This is a genomic window from Arthrobacter sp. SO3, from assembly GCF_020532825.1.
Taxonomy (GTDB): Bacteria; Actinomycetota; Actinomycetes; order Actinomycetales; family Micrococcaceae; genus Arthrobacter.
Window position 1 is genome coordinate 1 of record NZ_MQTS01000047.1, and the last position, 17,968, is coordinate 17,968.

Annotated in this window: 15 protein-coding genes; 9 read left to right on the forward strand and 6 right to left on the reverse strand. The window is 58.9% G+C overall.

The genetic code is table 11. The features are described from left to right. The coding region (locus BJQ90_RS05350) for a hypothetical protein (RefSeq protein ID WP_226759271.1) at positions 1–545 on the forward strand (545 nt) is incomplete at its 5' end. A gap of 293 nt (positions 546–838) precedes the next feature. Here BJQ90_RS05350 and BJQ90_RS05355 read toward each other — a convergent pair. Beyond that, entirely contained in the window at positions 839–1,297 is a 459-nt protein-coding gene (locus BJQ90_RS05355) for a DUF2958 domain-containing protein (RefSeq protein WP_226759272.1), read from the reverse strand. Between the two features lie 231 nt (positions 1,298–1,528). Here BJQ90_RS05355 and BJQ90_RS05360 point away from each other — a divergent pair, with 231 nt between their 5' ends. Next, complete coding sequence (locus tag BJQ90_RS05360) at positions 1,529–2,644, forward strand: tyrosine-type recombinase/integrase (protein WP_226759273.1); 1,116 nt, start codon at positions 1,529–1,531, stop codon at positions 2,642–2,644. Between the two features lie 128 nt (positions 2,645–2,772). Beyond that, a complete protein-coding gene (locus BJQ90_RS05365; protein WP_226759274.1) occupies positions 2,773–3,147 on the forward strand; it encodes a histone-like nucleoid-structuring protein Lsr2 in 375 nt (124 codons plus the stop codon). 245 nt (positions 3,148–3,392) lie between these two features. On the opposite strand, the gene BJQ90_RS05370 is transcribed toward BJQ90_RS05365, so the two are convergent. Next, entirely contained in the window at positions 3,393–3,815 is a 423-nt protein-coding gene (locus BJQ90_RS05370; RefSeq protein ID WP_226759275.1) for a hypothetical protein, read from the reverse strand. A gap of 697 nt (positions 3,816–4,512) precedes the next feature. Here BJQ90_RS05370 and BJQ90_RS05375 point away from each other — a divergent pair. The 5 genes from BJQ90_RS05375 (at position 4,513) to BJQ90_RS05395 (ending at position 11,987) form a co-directional block, all read left to right on the forward strand. Further along, on the forward strand, positions 4,513–5,364 hold the full coding sequence (locus tag BJQ90_RS05375; RefSeq protein ID WP_226759276.1) for a DUF1837 domain-containing protein: 852 nt from the start codon (positions 4,513–4,515) through the stop codon (positions 5,362–5,364). Then, complete coding sequence (locus BJQ90_RS05380) at positions 5,349–7,532, forward strand: DEAD/DEAH box helicase (RefSeq protein WP_226759277.1); 2,184 nt, start codon at positions 5,349–5,351, stop codon at positions 7,530–7,532. The genes BJQ90_RS05375 and BJQ90_RS05380 overlap by 16 nt, the downstream gene beginning before the upstream one ends. A gap of 27 nt (positions 7,533–7,559) precedes the next feature. Continuing rightward, positions 7,560–8,630: a helix-turn-helix domain-containing protein gene (locus tag BJQ90_RS22675; protein ID WP_226759278.1), complete on the forward strand. Its 1,071-nt coding sequence runs from the start codon at positions 7,560–7,562 to the stop codon at positions 8,628–8,630. 42 nt (positions 8,631–8,672) lie between these two features. Then, positions 8,673–10,115 carry a tyrosine-type recombinase/integrase gene (locus BJQ90_RS05390; RefSeq protein ID WP_226759279.1) on the forward strand — a complete coding sequence of 481 codons (1,443 nt, stop codon included), beginning with the start codon at positions 8,673–8,675 and terminating at the stop codon, positions 10,113–10,115. Positions 10,116–10,631: 516 nt separating this feature from the next. Beyond that, entirely contained in the window at positions 10,632–11,987 is a 1,356-nt protein-coding gene (locus BJQ90_RS05395) for an ABC transporter substrate-binding protein (RefSeq protein WP_226759280.1), read from the forward strand. A gap of 356 nt (positions 11,988–12,343) precedes the next feature. Here BJQ90_RS05395 and BJQ90_RS05400 read toward each other — a convergent pair whose 3' ends face one another. Genes BJQ90_RS05400 through BJQ90_RS05415 form a run of 4 tightly spaced genes read right to left on the reverse strand, consistent with a single transcriptional unit; the run spans position 12,344 to position 16,457 of the window. Then, positions 12,344–13,117, reverse strand: a complete 774-nt coding sequence (locus BJQ90_RS05400) for an ABC transporter ATP-binding protein (RefSeq protein ID WP_226759281.1) — start codon at positions 13,115–13,117, stop codon at positions 12,344–12,346. Beyond that, a complete protein-coding gene (locus BJQ90_RS05405) occupies positions 13,114–14,196 on the reverse strand; it encodes an ABC transporter ATP-binding protein (RefSeq protein ID WP_226759282.1) in 1,083 nt (360 codons plus the stop codon). The genes BJQ90_RS05400 and BJQ90_RS05405 overlap by 4 nt, the downstream gene beginning before the upstream one ends. Next, positions 14,193–15,164 carry a branched-chain amino acid ABC transporter permease gene (locus tag BJQ90_RS05410; protein WP_226759283.1) on the reverse strand — a complete coding sequence of 324 codons (972 nt, stop codon included), beginning with the start codon at positions 15,162–15,164 and terminating at the stop codon, positions 14,193–14,195. Before BJQ90_RS05410 ends, BJQ90_RS05405 begins: the two co-directional genes overlap by 4 nt. A 9-nt stretch (positions 15,165–15,173) precedes the next feature. Beyond that, positions 15,174–16,457, reverse strand: a complete 1,284-nt coding sequence (locus BJQ90_RS05415; protein ID WP_226759284.1) for a branched-chain amino acid ABC transporter permease — start codon at positions 16,455–16,457, stop codon at positions 15,174–15,176. A 511-nt stretch (positions 16,458–16,968) separates the two neighbouring features. Between BJQ90_RS05415 and BJQ90_RS05420 the strand changes: the two genes are divergently transcribed. Next, positions 16,969–17,877, forward strand: a complete 909-nt coding sequence (locus tag BJQ90_RS05420; RefSeq protein ID WP_226759285.1) for a Bax inhibitor-1/YccA family membrane protein — start codon at positions 16,969–16,971, stop codon at positions 17,875–17,877. Positions 17,878–17,968: the final 91 nt, after the last annotated feature.

The window sequence follows — 17,968 nt, forward strand, 5'->3', positions numbered from 1 at the left end:
ACCAGCCTGGTACTGCAGTTCGGCATCAAAAACCGCCACTGACATCACACCGAATATGTGACCATGTCAGGAGCCCTGAGTACGGAACCCTGTTCAACTTTGGCTATACGGCCATCCAAGATTCCGATGGTGAAACCTTCTACTTTGTTGAGAACCCTGATCGTGACGGCCTCAAAGCCCAGTTCGCATACCTCGTTGCCGATCCTCAGTCCACGAGTGCTGACCGCAGCCAAGCCGCTAATCAGGCCGTTGTAGCAGAGATGCTGAAACTGCTCGTCCGCTCAGCAGGATCCGCCAGTGATGAATTGGCCGTGTATGCCATTGGGGTCGTGGAGGATGCCCTGTCCATGAGCAACCGTAGTCCTGCCGTTCTCAGCGATGCCTACAGGGCGGTCCTTGCCAACACCCTTCGTGATTTCGGACATGACGGGGCTGATCCTGCCGTGCTTGATCGCTTAGAATCTTTGGTCCTGTTGCGCAGCACAACGCGTTTGATTGTTGATGCCGAGGGTGTTGCTCGCCCGGATGCTGGCATGTGGTCCTAAGGGGCTGAGGGTCCTCGCAAGTGCCTGCAAATGACTGACTACATGCGACTGCCCCGGAACCATACATAGGGCGCCGGGGTGGTTTGTTGCTTGCTGTGGTGCGTCCGACGCCTATCCCCACCCGTGCGGATCCTTGGCCCTATTCACCACGGGAACCAGCGACTCAGCAAGGTCATCAATGCTTGCATCTGCCCCGAATGAGCCCAGCAGTTCTAGGAAGCCTGCCTCGAGTTCTGGCTGGCGGTCCTGAGTGCATTCAGTGTTGTCGGGGCGCTGCGCCATCGACTCTGCCCCTAGCGCTGGATGTCACATAGACGGATGGGCGTGAAGTCAAGGTCGCGTTCTATGATGACGAGCCCGTTGTGGATATTCAATGATTCCAATTCGAGGAGTGAGACATATCCCCACTCTTGGAACCCAAGCCCTAGACTGCAGCATCCGAAGGCTGTGCCGGTTTCAGGATCAAGTTCAGCAATCAACCATGTGCCCGAGCCACCGAAGAAGCGGGCCACGATGACCTTGTCGTCAGCGGGGACTTCCTCGGTCTCATAGAGCGACGGAATGGTTTTCAGTTCATCGCCATAGAAAACATGACCGCGCCGGGTGAGCTGTGTTTCGGGAAGGTCGAATATCGTGCTGATGCGTCTACTCCTGTGGACATTCTTACTGGCTTCTTGATAAGGAGCGTATCTCGAAGCACTGACAATCAAATGGCCGCACATATATTGATTCAGAATATGTGAGTGGTTCATGTGAATATGGGGCAAGCTAACCGCCATCACGGGGGACGCAACCGTGGGGAGGCCCTCACGACTGGAACACTCTTTGGAACAGTAGGCGGAAAGACCTATGGAACTCTCCAACTTCTTACTCGCGCCCACCCGCTAACTTTCTGTGCTGGAGTACCTCGTATCGAACCTCGAGGTTCCTAGAGCATTGAATATGCCTCCATATTGTCGGCCTATCGAGTTATAGTTCATCCCATGAATACGATTGCCCAAATTGAGGACGCTCCTCCCGCACCCAGTTCTACTGTTCTTACAGAATCACTGGGATTATTCACCGACCGTGCGTTGACGGTCTCGGAAAAAGATGCGATTGCTTATCATCTGGCGAACTCACGAAGCAAAAACACTCGTAGCGCTTACGAAACCCAATGGAGACAGTTCGTCGAGTGGTGCGGGGCTCAGCAGGATGACACCGGCCATGGGTTCGTACCTTTTCCTTGCGCCGTGCCGACGCTGATTCTTTACATCAGCCATCTGGCGGCTCAAGGCCACAAGGTCGGTAAGATCGAGCAGTCCGTCAGTGCTATCAGGGCAGTCCACAGCGACAACTGCAACCTGTTGCCCGGTACCAGCGATATCTCATTCACGCATCCGCACATCAAGTCGGCCCTCAGTAGTTTCCGGCGCACTCTGGCCCAGCAGGGGGAAACTGTCGTCAAGAAGCCCCGGCACTTCGACCAACTTGAGATCAACGCCATGTCGCTCGCTTGCGCGGTGGAGGGAACAGCCCAATCTGTGGCCGACCGCGCTATGTTGCTCCTGCTCGTGAATGCGGGGCTCAGGAGTTCGGAAGTGGTTGCGCTGCGAACCACTGACCTCGAGATTGACGGGGATCGCGGTGTGAACATAAAAATCAGGAACAGTAAGACTGACCAGTTCGGGCGGGGGGAACAGATCTATGTTGCAGCGCTGGCCCCGCATTTAGTCTCCTTCGACTTTACGAAAGCCCTGAAAGAGTGGCTGAAGTGGCGTGAGACTTATCCTGTTGCTGATGAATCGCTATTTCTTGGTTTCCGCAAGGGTGGCAACGTGGCTCACCTGAACGCTGATGGCGTGGCGCATGGCATCACAAGGGAAGCAGTGACAACATGCTTGTTGCGCTGTGCGTCTCGTGCGGGCCTTGAAACTGCGGGCCTACAGACGATCAGTTCGCACTCAGGTCGACACACGATGATAAGTATAGGATTTGAGCGCGGCCTTGATTCCGTCCAGATTTCCAAGACTAGTCGCCACAAGAGTCTTAAATCATTGTTGACCTACGACCAGAGCAGCCACAAGAAGGCGAGCGTGAGCGTGCGACTTTGGCAATAATTGTTTCATATATGGAGGGCTAAGAATTGACATTTGGAAACAATCGCTCCCATACTGGATTTGATATCCTATTTAGCGACTTATCACCATCGTCGTTTCTTATACCAGACCAGCAGGAGACCCCCAAAATGGCACGCGAAGTAGTAGAACGATTTACAGATGACCTCGATGGCAGCGAGGCGACCCATCACGGGGTTCAGTTCTCGTTCGAAGGAACCGACTGGAGCATCGATCTCAGCGATGAGAACTACGAAAAATTGCGACTTGCCATTGAGCGCTTTGCGGACCACGCAACGCGCATGTCGGGTTCCGGTCGTGGCCGCGGCCGCTCTGCCAGCACGAGTTCCTCCGGTTCTGCCCGTGGTAAGAAGGAGGAACTGCAGGCCGTCCGCGCTTGGGCCGAGAAGAACGGCATCGTGCTCAACTCTCGTGGCCGTATTGCGGAATCGATCCTCGCCGCCTACCGCGACAACGACCCGTTCCTCGTAAAGGGCGCCTCTTAGCTTCCGCTTGACCCCATAACCGAATAAGCAAAGAACCCCGGCTCCTGTATCTACGAGCCGGGGTTCTTTCGTCCGGCTGCCTTCATGCTGTACGCCCGTGTGGGCCCCTTAAATGATTACAAGGGCCGACGGATGCCCCTGATTGTTCCTGAGAGCCGGTGTGCCCTAGGAACGCTTGCCGCATAACAAGGCGGCTGGACGCTCCCCCATAGTGTGAGTAACCACCCGCTATTTCGTACCGTAACCTAGATTCCCCGTAGGAACGGCTGAAGCGGTGTCAGATGACATTGCTTGTATATAAGGCCGTTCCGGTACCACAATCTGCCGAACAGTTCGCGTTCCATCAATTCGTAGTCATGAATAACATTGAGCGTAATGAAACGGTCAGCGATTCGGGCAACGAAGCCTATGGCATCCATTGGTTCAGCAGTGCGGAAGGTGAACCAAATCTCCCCGTCCTGCTCTTCCGTCTCGCTCACCCCAACAGTCACGGGCGGGTTCAGAGCGAGATCCTGCCAAGTGAAGTCGTTGTAGGCGCCCCAGTACGCGTTATCAGTTATTTCAGAGATGTGCCGTTTTTCCGAGAGGACTGGCACTAACCGGATTCTATGGAAGACGCCCTCGATGGATGCGCCCTCAGGATTGAACCGTGGGTTCATGGCATTCACTGTTGACACCTGTTCCTTATAAGTAATGCGACAAACTTTGCTGAAGCATACCTCTGTTTATGGTATGGCTGAGGAATAGCACCTCATAAGTAATTGATGGGTGATAGCCGATATTCGGGATGCGATCCTTCGACCCAAGCTGCGATCATCAAGCCTTGATCCAGTGGGATAAATATACTCACCCGTCTGATTGGATGCTGGCCGTAAAATTTGGCAAAATAGGGCTGCCTACGAGGATAAGAATTCTGTTGTCAGCTGCGAGGTTCGCTGTTTATCCTCCGCCCGCGCTGAGGCTTACCGTCAATGCCTGATTGAAGGGTAAGGGGCGTGTGCTTCCCGGGGGCGCAAGCAACCTTTCTTTTTTACTGAAACTTATTGCCGGAGCTACACAGGCAAGGATGCCGACAGATTAACTGCTACCGGCCTTGAAAGAGGGCCACCACTGGCTTTCATGGCTAACCAATGCTCCTAGGGCCTTAAAGCGGCGCGCAACGCCTCCCAGCAGGCATCTGGCCGCGCTTCTCTTCGGAGGGCGGTGCCTTGTCGTGCGTCATACAAGGCTGTTCTCCGGCGCAACCCATGGCAACTGGTACGTCCTGTCCGGAAACCTCACCGAGCGCAAGTATGGTGAGGATCAGCAATAGCGCCGTATATATGGGGGGGACCAGTGGCAGGGCCATCGCACCCGAGCACCGTTTTGGATGTCATCATCTCGGATGTCGAAACAGATGTCCGCTTGCTTGGCGTGTGCGCTGGCTACGAAAGCCAAGAGTGGCGCTACAAGCAACTGGTCGGTGATTTCATCCGCTGGGCACCTGACTGGATCCTGAAAAAATCCGAAATCAGGGACTTGGGAGGCCACAACATGATGGACCTCGCTGCCAAAGCCTTGAAGCGGATTTACATCAGTGAGAAGTATGAGCATCGCGGGGAACTCGGCGAACTCCTGCTCCACATGATTCTCCGAAAGTTCATGGGCGCTGACAGAGCCATCAGCCGCATCTTTTTCAAGGATGCTCCCAACGACACTGTGAAGGGTTTCGACGGTATTTTCGTGGTCCCAACCGAAAACGAGGCTGGCGAAACCGAACTGGAACTGTGGTTGGGCGAGTCCAAGTTTTACAAGGATTCGGCCCGCGGTGTCCGCGATGTGCTCGAAGAACTGGAACTCCATCTAGCAACTGACTACCTGCGAACCGAGTTCGCTGCCATCACTGACAAGATTGAACCTGACTGGGAACACGCTGAGCAACTGACCAAACTGCTGGACGAAAGTGTCTCGCTCGATGAAGTTTTCAAGCGCATAGTCATACCCGTGTTCATAACTTTTGATAGTGAAATAACTCAACGGCATCGTACGCACACTGCTGAATATGTAGCCGAGATGGCTGAATTTGTTCAGCATCAGTATTCAGGATTCCAGAAGCGCATCGCAGACCGAAACCTTCCGGCCAGCATCAGCGTTCATCTGATTCTTATGCCCCTTGCTACCAAAGAAATGTTGCAAGCCGAGTTCGATAGGAGGCTGAAAGCATGGCAGCAACTCTGACTGGCATCAAGGATGTCCTGAATTCCCAGAATCCTGTTCCGAACCCCTTTGGCCTGTTGCATTCCATCACTACCCTTACCGCTGCTCATGGCCATACGCCTGAACTCCGGGAACTGGTGGTACGGGCGCTGGACAAGGCTGAGCAGTTCTCTACTGTGAAACCGCTGCTGATGGCACTGGCGCGGGAGTTCGGCCTGTATCCCTACATGGAGCAGGAAGGCCTGACCCTCACGGATGCTTTGGCCGTGGAAATGCATCGCCCGGACAATCTGGATGGCGTAGTTTTTTCCAGCATTCAGGCAGCAGTGTATCTGGATTTGATGGAGGGTCGGAACGTCATCCTGTCCGCGCCCACATCCTTTGGCAAATCACTGATTGTTGATGCTCTGGTTGCCTCGGGGCGCTATGACAATGTAGTGCTCATTGTGCCGACCATCGCGCTGATTGATGAGACGAGGCGGCGATTGAGCGACAGGCAAACGGGCCACAAGATATATACGCACCCCGGCCAGTCCTACGCAGAGCGCAACCTCTTCATCCTCACGCAGGAACGCTACCTTGCTCTCGAAGATCCGCCCCGTCCTGATCTGTTTTTCATGGATGAATTTTACAAACTAGATGAGCGCAGCGGAGGCAAAATAAGTGGCCGTGCAGCGCTCCTGAACCAAGCCCTTTACCAACTCATGAAAACCGGTGCTCAGTTCTATCTTGCTGGTCCGAATATCCATGAGTTGAGCGCCATGGTGCCTGTAAATGTGCAGCGGACTCTTCGGGTTACGGATTTTTCCACCGTAGCAGCGAACGTGCACAGGCTAAGATCCGCTAACGCTGATCAGCGTAAAGAGATGGTGAAGTTGCTGGCATCCACCATGACTGGCGGGACAATGATTTACTGCCGCAGCCCCAAGCGTGTCCGGGAAGTAGTTGGCTGGCTGACCGAGGATGAGAACGCAGTCTACGGGGCCGGGATGCCTGAAGATGCTGACTGGCTGGAACGCGAATACAACGAGAACTGGGCGCTACCCAAGGCTCTGCGGAAGGGTATCGGTTCCCATCATGGACGTTTGCCACGCTGGTTGGCTCACAAGGTTGTCTCTGGATTCAATGACCGCAGGCTTGGCGTGCTGGTATGCAACAACACGCTTATTGAGGGTGTGAACACGACTGCGAAGAACGTCATTATTCTCGACCGCACTCTTGCCAACCGCGCGTACAACTTCTTTACTTTCATGAACATTCGGGGCCGAGGAGGACGGATGTTCAAGCACTTCGTAGGCGACATCTTTCTTTTCCACGATGCACCTGAGGCCGAGGTCAACGCGGTGGACATTCCGGGGCTGAGCCAGAGTGACGACGCACCTACATCCCTGCTGCTTTCCATTGAGGCTGAGGACCGGACAGAACGCACGAACGAACGGCTGGCTGATGTCCTCTCCCAGCGGGTGTTGAGTCAGGAAACCATGAAGGCGAATCAGGGTGTTCCTCTTGACGCTCAGATTCGCTTGGCTGGATACCTGCAGCAGTTGCCAGTTTCACGGACCCGGGACCTGACGTGGACCACGGCGTATCCGAACCGCAGCCAGTTGATTCCACTGATGGAACTGATTTGGGATTACATTCCTCCCGATGGTGCATCCAGCCATGGTGCTGTGTCCGCTTCCCAGTTGGCTCTTTTCACCTTCAGGGTTGCCGGTGCCGAGGGAAACCTCCGCCTTGTGATGGACCGCTTCACGGAGCCGAACCCCCAATACGACGGCGGTGAAACCCACGATGACAAGGTTGATAAAGCCTTTGATTTCATGAGGTTCTGGATAGATCACAACCTTCCTACGTTGGTTCGTGCTGTTGACCGGATTGCTGACGAAGTTTTTACTCGACGGGGCATCACGCCCGGCAAATATGGGGCGTTTGCTTCCCGGATGGAGGACGGCTTCCAACCCCACCTGCTCCTGACTTTGGAGGAGTATGGGATTCCCGTCCAGATATCCAAGAAACTCATGCGCTGGCTCTCCGGCTACCGGACCCTTGATGAACTGCTGGACAGGATTGCCACCCTGCCTCCCGAGGCGATGACCGGCCTTGACCTGTTTGAACAGAACACGGTGATGACAACAATGGTCAGCCTGAGGCCCACTGGCTGGCAGTTCCCGCTGTTCGGGCGGCAATAGGGATGATCTTCCTCATAGGATGGGGCCGTGAATGATGAGGATTTGAAGCGGCGACGGCATCAGTTATGGATCGATTGCCTGACCGTGGCGGAGCGTGTCGGCTTCACCGAGGAGGAGCAGCAGGTTGTGCTTGCCCCGTGGCGCTTGAGGCCATACAAGATAGTTGAGGCTGAGGGTTCCAAGTATTCCAGTCCCAGTGAATGGAGCGCTGCGATGGAGCATGCTCTGGAGCAGGAACGCAAGTTTTACCGCATCCTCCATGAGGCCCATGGGTTCCCTGACACTGCGTATATGGAAACGGTTCAAGGCCACTACGCCCGTCTTGCTCATCTGATGAGTATGTATCCCGAGGCTGACTGGGACTTGCTGACGCAGGAACAGGACACTGCCATGAGCAGGAGGCCAACACGTCCACGACCCATGAAAATTACTGTGCAGGTCGTTGAGCTCAGCAAGATGATCTTCCTGAATTTGGCTGCTGACAAGAAGCACCTGATGTCCCAACGCAGGTTCGATGAAGTGGCTACTGTCAGTAGGACTATGGAGCGTAGACGTAAAATCTTGCAGGATTACGGGCTTGACCCTGATGCCTTGCTCACAGAGTATGCGGACGAAGTTGAGCGCATGGTGGTTGAGCGTGCCAACGAAGTAGCACCGGGGGAAAGTGAACCGCTGGTTCTCAAGGAGCAGGCGCTGTTTGATGCTTCCGGAGAGAGAACACTTCTGGCTGTAAAAGCTCCTGATATTCAAGAGCAGGGGAGTGATGTTGTGGCAGCGGAACCAGTTTCGCCTCTTGCTGTGGAATCCCTTTCTGAATCCGTTCCCGAGCGATCTGAACCTGTGTCCCGAGCAGCGGTCATTGATGTAAATGAGATGGCCCGACTGTTGGGACGTTCAGCCGGAACCGTGCGTGAGTACTTGCAGCAGGGCAGGATTCCCGGAGCCATCCAAACCGGTGGACGATGGGCTGTAAATCGTAGTGAGTTTGAGGAGTGGCTGAAAGGTAAGCCAGCAGCCATGCCATCATCACGGGAAGTCCGCCAGAAGCAGCCTCCACGCGCGAAATGGGACAACGGCGACTTCAGGCCGTCTTTCTAAACACGCGGATTTTTGTCACTGCTTTACCGTATGATGTCGACCATGCCTGATGAATCCCTGCCTGACTTGCCTAGACGGGCTAGGGGAACCGGATCCATCACGCGCAGCGGCAGCAGGTTTAGGGCCTCAATCCGCATCACTGAATCTGACGGAACAACCAAGCCCCGCATCAAAAACTTCGAAACATATGAGCAGGCCGATGCTTGGCTGACAAGCCTCATTAGCCAGCAACGGCGCGTCCTGCATGCAACCGGCAACGCCGGGAACTCAGCAGCCGATTCAGTGCTTGATGTCCTGCGGCTCTGGATCATGAGCAAATACCGCGATTCCCAGACTCACGGCAAGCCAGACATTCATACAGTCAAGGATTACGATTCGCTGGTCCGTGACCACATCGTTCCCCACATCGGGGATATCAAGGTAGCCAAACTGGGGGTTCACCACATTGAAGCGTGGCAGGACACCCTGAGCGAAACCATATCCAAGCGCACTGGCAAGAAACTCTCACCAGACCGAAAGCGCATCATCTGGATTGCTGCTAAGCAGGCGTTCAAGTGGGGCTTCATGCGTGGATACCTCACCAGTGATCCGACTGCTGGCATCAAGGGGTTCAAGAGAAGAGAAGTCGATGTCCGCCGCAAGGCCATGAGCGATGCTGACTATAAAAAGTTCGTCAAATACCTCATCGCCAACCCCTGCGACCACAACAATGGTTACTGTCGTTTGCGCTGGCTGGTTGGTATTCAGTTGGGCAGGCGACAGGGTGAAGTCCTTGCCATCACTTGGAATGATGTGAACTGGCGACAGAAGGCACTCCGTATCGATAACCGTCTGAAGCCCCGGACTTGGAAGCATGGATGTGAGCCTGATGCCAAAGGCCAGCCCTCCTGTGGCCGTAAGGAAGGCGTGTGGTGCACCAAGCGGCATGGTGGGGGATTGGTCCTATTGGAAGGCACCAAGGGCGGTGAGGCGGTCCGTCCGTTGATTCCCATTGAAGGCCTCGTCAAATACTTCCGGGAGCATCAGTCGGCACAGGTGGCCGAGCGGAAGGCTTTCGCCGCTGCTGAGGAAGCGAAGCGCAAGCGGCTGGGGCTTCCTGCTGTGGAGGTGGATGAGGACAAGGATCCCAAGGCTCTTGACTTCGTTTTCACACAGCCGGATAACCAGAAGCCCTATGGTGCTACTTCGGACAACCTGAGGTTCAAGCGGACGCTGGAAGCAGCAGGCATCACCACTCACTACCATGTCCATCAGTTGAGGCACACGCTGGCTTCACGGTTGGCTGTAAGCACGAACGGGAACCTTCCCGTGCTGAAAGATATCCTCGGGCATAGAACAGTGGCGACGAGCATGCTTTACGTCTCGGAGGACATGAAGGCCCGTCGAAGGGCTCTGGAAGCCACTTGGAAAGATGCCATGCAGGTTCTTGCCGAGGTTGAGGATGAGGAGTCAGCGGAACCTGAGGACTTAACCAAGGAGGCCTGACCTCACCATCCCAGCAGAGAAGCCCCGGTAGCCGCAGAGGTTGCTGGGGCTTTTCCGTGCTTATGGGCCCTTGAGCGCGTCGTTAAGCGGGAGACATGCTACAAAACTGGTAACAAATAATCCGTAAGTTCTGCCGACTGGTGACAAAGTGGTAACAAACTAACTCGTCAAGACGCCGTATTGTGGCCGTTTTGGTGACAAAGTGCGCGGACTGGTTGAGAACGGGACTAGGTCAAAATCCGCGCCCACATTGGGAAGTGTGGCGATTGAACCGTTCCGGAAAGTAGCGCGGCAGCGGACTTAAAATCCGCGTGTTGTGGGTTCGAGTCCCACCTGGGGCACTTTCTGGCGCCCGTCCGGAATCAGGGCAGATTTCCTCTATGCAACGAGTGTTATAAGGATGTGACCGTAGTCACTTTGGTTCGGGCTGGAATTGCACTAGCTTGAAGTTAAATCAGGAACACCTGATCTTTCGCATCAAAGGCCGTTCGCACCTTTAGATCGAGGAGATTGTAAATGACTTCACTCCCCCAGGTGGCGCCCCGCATCGCTAAGCTAACCGCGCTTAGCATCGGCGTCGCCCTTCTGGCTACGGCTTGTGGCGGCTCGTCCACCCCGACGTCGACCGGATCCGGATCCGCTTCGGCAAATGCCGCAGGCATTGCATGCCCCGCACCCAGCGCAACGGCCGGCGCCACCACTGCCGCCGGAGCCGGCGGGTCCGTGCCGGCATCGACCACCACCACTGACACCGCGCTGAAGATCGGCTCGCTGCTGCCGACCACCGGATCGCTGGCCTTCCTCGGCCCGCCCGAAATCGCGGGTGTCAACCTTGGCATCAAGGAAATCAACGATGCCGGCGGCGTGCTGGGCAAGCCCGTAGAGGTCATCCACCGCGACTCCGGTGACACCAAGACCGACATCGCCACCCAGTCCACCAGCGCCCTCCTCGGCCAGGGTGTCAGCGCGATCGTCGGCGCTGCATCCTCTGGCGTCTCCAAGACCGTGATCAACCAGATCACGGGCGCGGGCGTTATCCAGTTCTCCCCGGCCAACACCTCCCCGGACTTCACAGCGTGGGATGACAAGGGCCTCTACTGGCGCACCGCCCCCTCGGATGTGCTCCAGGGCAAGGTCCTCGGCAACTACATGGCCACCTGTGGCGCACAGACCGTCGGAATGATCGTCCTGAACGACGCTTACGGCACCGGCCTGGCCAAGAACGTGCAGGCCGCCTTTGAGGCAGCCGGCGGCAAGGTTGTTGCCCAGGAGCTCTTCAACGAAGGCGATTCCCAGTTCAGCAGCCAGGTGGACAAGGTCATCGCCGCCAAGCCGGATGCCATCGCCCTGATCACCTTCGACCAGGCCAAGAGCATCGTTCCGCTGATGACGGGCAAGGGCATCAAGCCCACCCAGCTCTTCATGGTGGACGGCAACATGTCCGACTACAGCAAGGACTTCCAGGCAGGCACCCTGAAGGGCGCCCAGGGCACCATCCCGGGCACCTTCGCCAAGGATGAGTTCAAGAAGAAGCTGCTGGCTGTCGATCCCGCACTGAAGGATTACAGCTACGCAGGCGAGTCCTACGATGCCGTGAACCTGATCGCCCTGGCAACCGAGGAAGCGAAGAGCACCAAGGGCGTGGATATTGCGGCGCACCTGAAGGACGTTTCCGAAACCGGCGAGAAGTGCAACGACTTCCCCTCCTGCGTCACCCTGCTCCGCAACGGCAAGGACATCGACTACGACGGCCAGTCCGGCCCCGTAACGTTCTCCGACGCCGGTGACCCGACAGAGGCCTACATCGGCATCTACGAGTTCCAGGATGACAACACCTACAAGCCGGTCAAGGAAGAATTCGGCAAGCTGTAAAGCCTGCCCTTCCCTAGCCGCAGAAGACCCCCGTCCGTTCCGGACGGGGGTCTTCTGCGTGCGGGGGAGTCGCTCGACGCACCGGCAGCAAGGGCGCACCAGCTACGCGTCACGCACAGCAGGATTTTGAGCGGTCTTGGATCCCTGGCCCCGGGACTTCGAGGGCACAAAGGGGTAGCCCGCCGAAAACCCTGCCCGGCGTGACGCCGTCGTCGCCGGCCAGGGGAGGATGTGTGGCCGCGGTGGCGCCCGGACGGTTGCCGCACGCGCTGACACGCACCGTGCAGGCGCCGGTCGCGCAGAAGGGCCGCCACCGGCTGGTGACGGCCCTTCTGCTCGTGCGGGACTGCCCGGGATTACTCGACGGTGTCGGCCAGGGTGCCCAGGTACAGCTGGATGACCTTGGGGTCCTTCATGAGCTCCCGGCCGGTGCCGGTGTACGCGTCCTTGCCCTGGTCCAGGACATAGCCGCGGTCACAGATCTGCAGGCAGCGCCGGGCGTTCTGTTCGACCATAATGACCGAGACGCCTGCGCGGTTGATCTCGTGAACCCGGAGGAAGGTCTCGTCCTGTTTGACGGGGGAGAGGCCTGCGGAGGGCTCGTCCAGCAGAAGCACGGCCGGGTCCATCATCAGGGCCCGTCCCATCGCAACCATCTGGCGTTCGCCGCCGGAGAGCGAGCCCGCGCGCTGGGCACGCCGCTTGCCAAGTTCCGGGAACAGGCCCGTGACGAAGTCGAAGCGCTGGGCGAAGTCCTTGGGGCGCTGGAACATGCCCATCTGGAGGTTCTCCTCGATGGTCAGCGCCGCAAACACATTGTTGTTCTGCGGCACAAAGCCGATGCCTTTGCTGACCAGCTTGTTGGCCTTGAGCCCGGTGATGTCCTGGCCGCGGACCACTACGGAACCGGAGTGGACCTTGACCAGGCCGAACATCGCCTTCAGCAGCGTGGACTTGCCGGCGCCGTTGGGACCGATGATGCCGATCAGCTCACCCTTGCGGGCCTCGATGCTGCAGCCGTTGAGGATGTTGACGCCGGGGATGTAGCCCGCCACCAGATCGGTGACCTTGACGACCGAATCCTCATCGTCCACGGGCTTGGCGGCCGGTGCCGCGCTGGTGGCGCTCATTGTGTGTCCTTCTCTGTGCTGTGCGGCTGCTCGCCGCGGGTCGGCTCGTCGGCGCTGCGCCTGCCGCGCACCGGTCCGTTGCCGTCCGGGCCCGTCGTCTTGTCGGATTCCGCAGCGACGACGTCTAGCGAGATGATGCCGGCGTTCTCGGTGCCCACAATCGACTCCTCATCGGCGACCAGTTCGGCGGCGAGCTCCTTGATGCCTTCGGAATCGCCGAGATCCACGTCGTGGTGGGCGCCCAGGTAGGCGTCAATCACGGCCGGGTTCTTCATGACCTCGGCGGGCGGGCCTTCGGCCACAATCTTGCCCTCGGCCATCACCACAACCCAGTCGGCGATGTGCCGGACCATGTGCATGTCATGTTCGACGAACAGGACGGTCATGCCCTCGGCCTTGAGGTTCTTGATGTGATCCAGCAGCGACTGGGTCAGGGCGGGGTTGACGCCCGCCATCGGCTCGTCGAGCATCACGAGCTTGGGCCGGACCATGAGCGAGCGGGCCATTTCCAGCAGCTTGCGCTGGCCGCCGGAGAGGGACGCTGCGTAGTCGTCCTTCTTGGCATCCAGCTTGAACTTCTCCAGCAGCACGTTGGCGTCCGCGGTGATCTTCTTCTCCTGGCCGCCCCAGATGCCTTTGAACAGGGCCTTGGAGAGCCGCTCGCCGGCCTGGTTCGAGGCGCCGAGGCGCATGTTTTCCATCACCGTGAGCTTGCCCATGACCTTGGTCAGCTGGAAGGTGCGGACCATGCCCATCCGGGCAACCTTGTACGAGGAGACCCCGGCCAGGCTGTTGCCTTCGAACTGCCACTTGCCCGAGTTGGGCGTGTCGAATCCCGTGAGCAGGTTGAACAGGGTGGTTTTGCCGGCGCCGTTCGGACCGATCAGCGCCGTGATCTTGTGCCGCGGGATCTCAAGGTACTCGACGTCGACGGCGTTGATGCCGCCGAAGCTGCGGGTCACATTTTCCGCCACCACGATCGGGTCGCGCTTCTTGCAGCCGGGCGCAACTTCCCCGGCGGCGATCGGACGCGTATCCGTCATGTAGTTAATGCCAGTTTCTTCGCTCTGCGTGCTCATGCGAACGCCAGCTCCTTCTTATTGCCGAGGACTCCCTGGGGCCTGAAGATCATCAGCAGCATCAGCGCGACACCCACCAGGATGTAACGCAGCTGCCCGGCCTGGACCGTGTTCAGCCAGGTGATGGTGCCCGATTCGATGAGGCCATACAGGATGCCCTGGGTGAGGGACAGCACAACCCAGAAGATCATGGCGCCGATGACCGGTCCCAGCACCGTGCCCAGACCGCCGAGGAGCAGGCAGGTGTAGAGGAAGAAGGTCAGTTCGGTGCCGTAGTTCGCGGGCTGGACCGCGCCGCGGGGCAGGGTGAAGATCATCCCGGCGAGGGCGCCGAGGACACCGCCGATGATCAGGGCCTGCATCTTGTAGGCGTAGACGTTTTTGCCGAGCGAGCGGACGGCGTTCTCGTCCTCGCGGATGCCCTTGAGGACACGCCCCCAGGGGCTGCGCATCAGCAGCCACACCAGGGTGCAGCAGAGGGCCACGGCCACCCAGGCGACCACCCGGATGAAGAAGTCCCGGTTGTTCATTCCCATGATGTAGGTGCCCGGGGGGAAGGGGTTCATGGCGTAAAAGTCGCCCTCGAACGCGGCGAGGCCGTTGGCCGACCCGGTGATGGCGGTCAGCTGGTTGGTCGTGACGATGTAGCGCACAATTTCCGCCGCCGCGATCGTGACGATGGCAAGGTAGTCGGCCCGCAGCCGGAGAGTGGGAATACCGAGCAGCAAGGCGAAGATGGCCGAGCTGATCACGGCGATCAGCAGACCAACGAAGAAGGGAACGCCGAACGTCAGGGTGGAGATGGCGAAGCCATAGGCACCCACCGCCATAAAGCCGGCCTGGCCGAAGTTCAGCAGGCCCGAGTAGCCGAAGTGGACCGCAAGGCCGAGAGTGGCGAGGGCATACGCCGCCGTCGTCGGGCTGAACAGTTCACCGGCAGCACTGGAAAATATGAATCCGAAGTCCATGGCTGTCTCCTAACCCACGCGCTCGCGCCGGCCCAAGATACCTTGGGGCCGGATCAGAAGGACAATAATCATGATGAACAGTGCTCCCACGTATTTGAGGTCGGCGGCGAGGCCGAACACGGTGGTCAGCTCCACGAAGATACCGACGATGATGGATCCGATCAGGGCACCCCACACAGTGCCGAGGCCGCCCAGGGTGACGCCGGCGAAGATGAGCAGCAGGATCTGCGAACCCATGTCGAAGGTGACGCCGGGCCGGTAGTACGCCCACAGGATGCCGCCGAGGGAGGCCAGCATGCCGCCGGTCACCCAGACAATCCGGATGACGGAGTCGACGTCGATGCCCGAGGCTGCGGCCAGCGCCGGGTTATCGGCGACCGCGCGGGTGGCTTTGCCGAGCCGGGTCTTGAGCAGGATGATCCCGAGCAGGGCGATGACAACGGCGCTGATCACGAGGGACCAGAGGTTGTTCGGGGAGATGGAGATCGGGCCGAGCTGGATCTCCGCGCTCTGCGCGAACGGCAGCTGCTGGGTGGCGCCACCGAAGAAGAACTGGATGACGTACCGCACGGCCAATGCGAGGCCGATGCTGACAATCATCATCGGAACCAGGCCGGTCCCGCGGCGCCGGAGCGGCTTCCACAGCCCGGCGTCCTGGACGTAGCCGAATAGACCGCCGCCCAGCAGCGCGAGGACGATGGCCAGCCAGAACGGGAGGTTCATCGCATTGAACGCAAAAACCAGGACGGCGCCGAGGGTGACCATCTCGCCGTGGGCGAAGTTGGTCAGGCCGGTGGTCCCGAAGATCAGCGACAGGCCCACGGAGGCGAGGGCGAGCAGGAGGCCGAAGCTCAGTCCCGCCACGAGCCGGTTGATCAGGTTCTGGCCGAAGTCCTGCTGCTGGACGACGATGCCTTTACCGAAGGCGAAAATCACCGAGAGGTTGGAGGTCTGACTGAAGGTGACCTTGCGCGGGTTTTCCTGGCCGTCGGCGAGTTTGATGCCCTGCGGAAGGGTGGCATCATCCAGCTTGACCTCGTAGGTCCCCTGGGTGGGTACCCCGATGGTCCAGGCGCCGTTGGCGCCGGACTTGGCTGTTCCGGTGAAGTCTCCGCTCGTGGCCGTGATGGTGACGCCAACGATCGGGGCGCGGTCGTCGCCGCGCAGGAAGCCGCTGATGCTGTTCTGGAACGCGGTTGCCGACGGGGATGGTGTCGGCGCGGGGCTCGTGGCCTGCGATGCCGGCGCGACGATCAGCAAAAGCGCGGCTACGGCGGCGAATACAGCCCCCACAGCTTTCAGCAGTCTGCTGCGCCGTCTCTGCGACAGGCCTCTCGGTGTGCTTCTCAAAATGAAACCTCCACATGGGGTGGTGTGGGTTGCGCCCTTGCAACCACTGCGAACGGTCAGGGTGACGAGGGGTGGTGCCTCGTGCGATGCGGTGGAGCTGTTGAGCTGTGATATCCGTCACCCTGTTTGGCCCATGTTACAGCCCGTTCGGGGCAATGAATGCCGTCGCGAGCAGGCAGAACGTCGCGATCGGGTAACAACCGTGAAGCCCGGACGTGACGGTGCTTTACCCGCCCTAAAGAAAACTTTTGTTGATCCCGAGTATGCCTAAACAGTCGGAATGCGCAGGGCGGCGCCCGGGATGGAAACATGGCGGGGAGGTCACGGTTGGGTTGCGGCAGGCCGGCCCGGGGAACTAACGCTGACCGCCGGCTGTTGCAATTGGTAGCGTGTAGTTACAGGCACGTACACCACCGCATCATCACCCACCCCCTTTATATGGAGGACACCCGCAATGGCACTTGGCGGAAACCCAGTCTTTAACGGAAAGAACTTCCGTGGAGCAACCCAGGCACCGCCTGCCCCGCAGGCTTTCGGACAGGCCCCCTACGGCCAGAACCGCTATGGCCAGGCCCAGTACGGCCAGACCCAGGCCGGCTGGAACCCCGCCCAGCAGGGCATGACCCAGGACCAGCTCCAGGACATGTACAACCGGCCCGCCGCCGGTCCCGCCGACACGGGACGCATGACCTATGACGACGTCATCATGAAGACCACGGCCTGCCTTGCCGCCGTCGTCGCCGGTGCAGCTGTCACCCTCCTGGTGGCACCCGGCCTGGCCAACCTGCTGATGATCGTCGGCGCCCTGGGCGGCTTCGCCCTCGCCCTCGTCAACACCTTCAAGAAGCAGCCCTCACCGGCGCTGATCCTGGCCTACGCGGCCCTCGAGGGACTTTTCCTCGGCGGCCTGACGCGGATCCTGGACGGCATGTACCCGGGCGTTGGCCTGCAGGCCGTGATCGGCACGCTCTCCGTGTTCGCCGTAACGCTCGTGCTGTTCAAGAACGGCAAGGTCCGGGCAACGCCCAAGGCCATGCGCTTCTTTATGATCGCCACCATCGGCTACGCCGTTTTCGCCCTGATCAACATGGTGATGGTGTGGACCGGCGCTGTCGACTCCCCCTTCGGCCTGCGCACAAGCGTGGAGATCTTCGGCATCCCGCTGGGCGTCTTCATCGGCCTGCTCGCGATCGGCCTCGCGGCCTTCTCCCTCGTTATGGACTTCACCAGCATTGAAGCCGGTGTCCGCAGCGGCGCCCCGCAGCGCTTCTCCTGGACCGCGGCCTTCGGCCTCACCGTGACGCTGGTGTGGCTGTACGTCGAGATCATCCGGCTGCTGGCCATCCTCCGCGGTGACGAGTAACAACGCCACCCGCAGCCGCTAGCTGCACCAACCACGGGGAGCCCCGCCGAAAGGCGGGGCTCCCCGTCTGTGTACCCCGTTGCGGCGGCAC

Coding starts and splice junctions, on each gene's coding strand:
- BJQ90_RS05355 (WP_226759272.1), bottom strand. CDS start 1,297: ATGAACCACTCACATATTCTGAATCAATATATGTGCGGCCATTTGATT.
- BJQ90_RS05360 (WP_226759273.1), top strand. CDS start 1,529: ATGAATACGATTGCCCAAATTGAGGACGCTCCTCCCGCACCCAGTTCT.
- BJQ90_RS05365 (WP_226759274.1), top strand. CDS start 2,773: ATGGCACGCGAAGTAGTAGAACGATTTACAGATGACCTCGATGGCAGC.
- BJQ90_RS05380 (WP_226759277.1), top strand. CDS start 5,349: ATGGCAGCAACTCTGACTGGCATCAAGGATGTCCTGAATTCCCAGAAT.
- BJQ90_RS05390 (WP_226759279.1), top strand. CDS start 8,673: ATGCCTGATGAATCCCTGCCTGACTTGCCTAGACGGGCTAGGGGAACC.
- BJQ90_RS05395 (WP_226759280.1), top strand. CDS start 10,632: ATGACTTCACTCCCCCAGGTGGCGCCCCGCATCGCTAAGCTAACCGCG.
- BJQ90_RS05400 (WP_226759281.1), bottom strand. CDS start 13,117: ATGAGCGCCACCAGCGCGGCACCGGCCGCCAAGCCCGTGGACGATGAG.
- BJQ90_RS05405 (WP_226759282.1), bottom strand. CDS start 14,196: ATGAGCACGCAGAGCGAAGAAACTGGCATTAACTACATGACGGATACG.
- BJQ90_RS05410 (WP_226759283.1), bottom strand. CDS start 15,164: ATGGACTTCGGATTCATATTTTCCAGTGCTGCCGGTGAACTGTTCAGC.
- BJQ90_RS05420 (WP_226759285.1), top strand. CDS start 16,969: ATGGCACTTGGCGGAAACCCAGTCTTTAACGGAAAGAACTTCCGTGGA.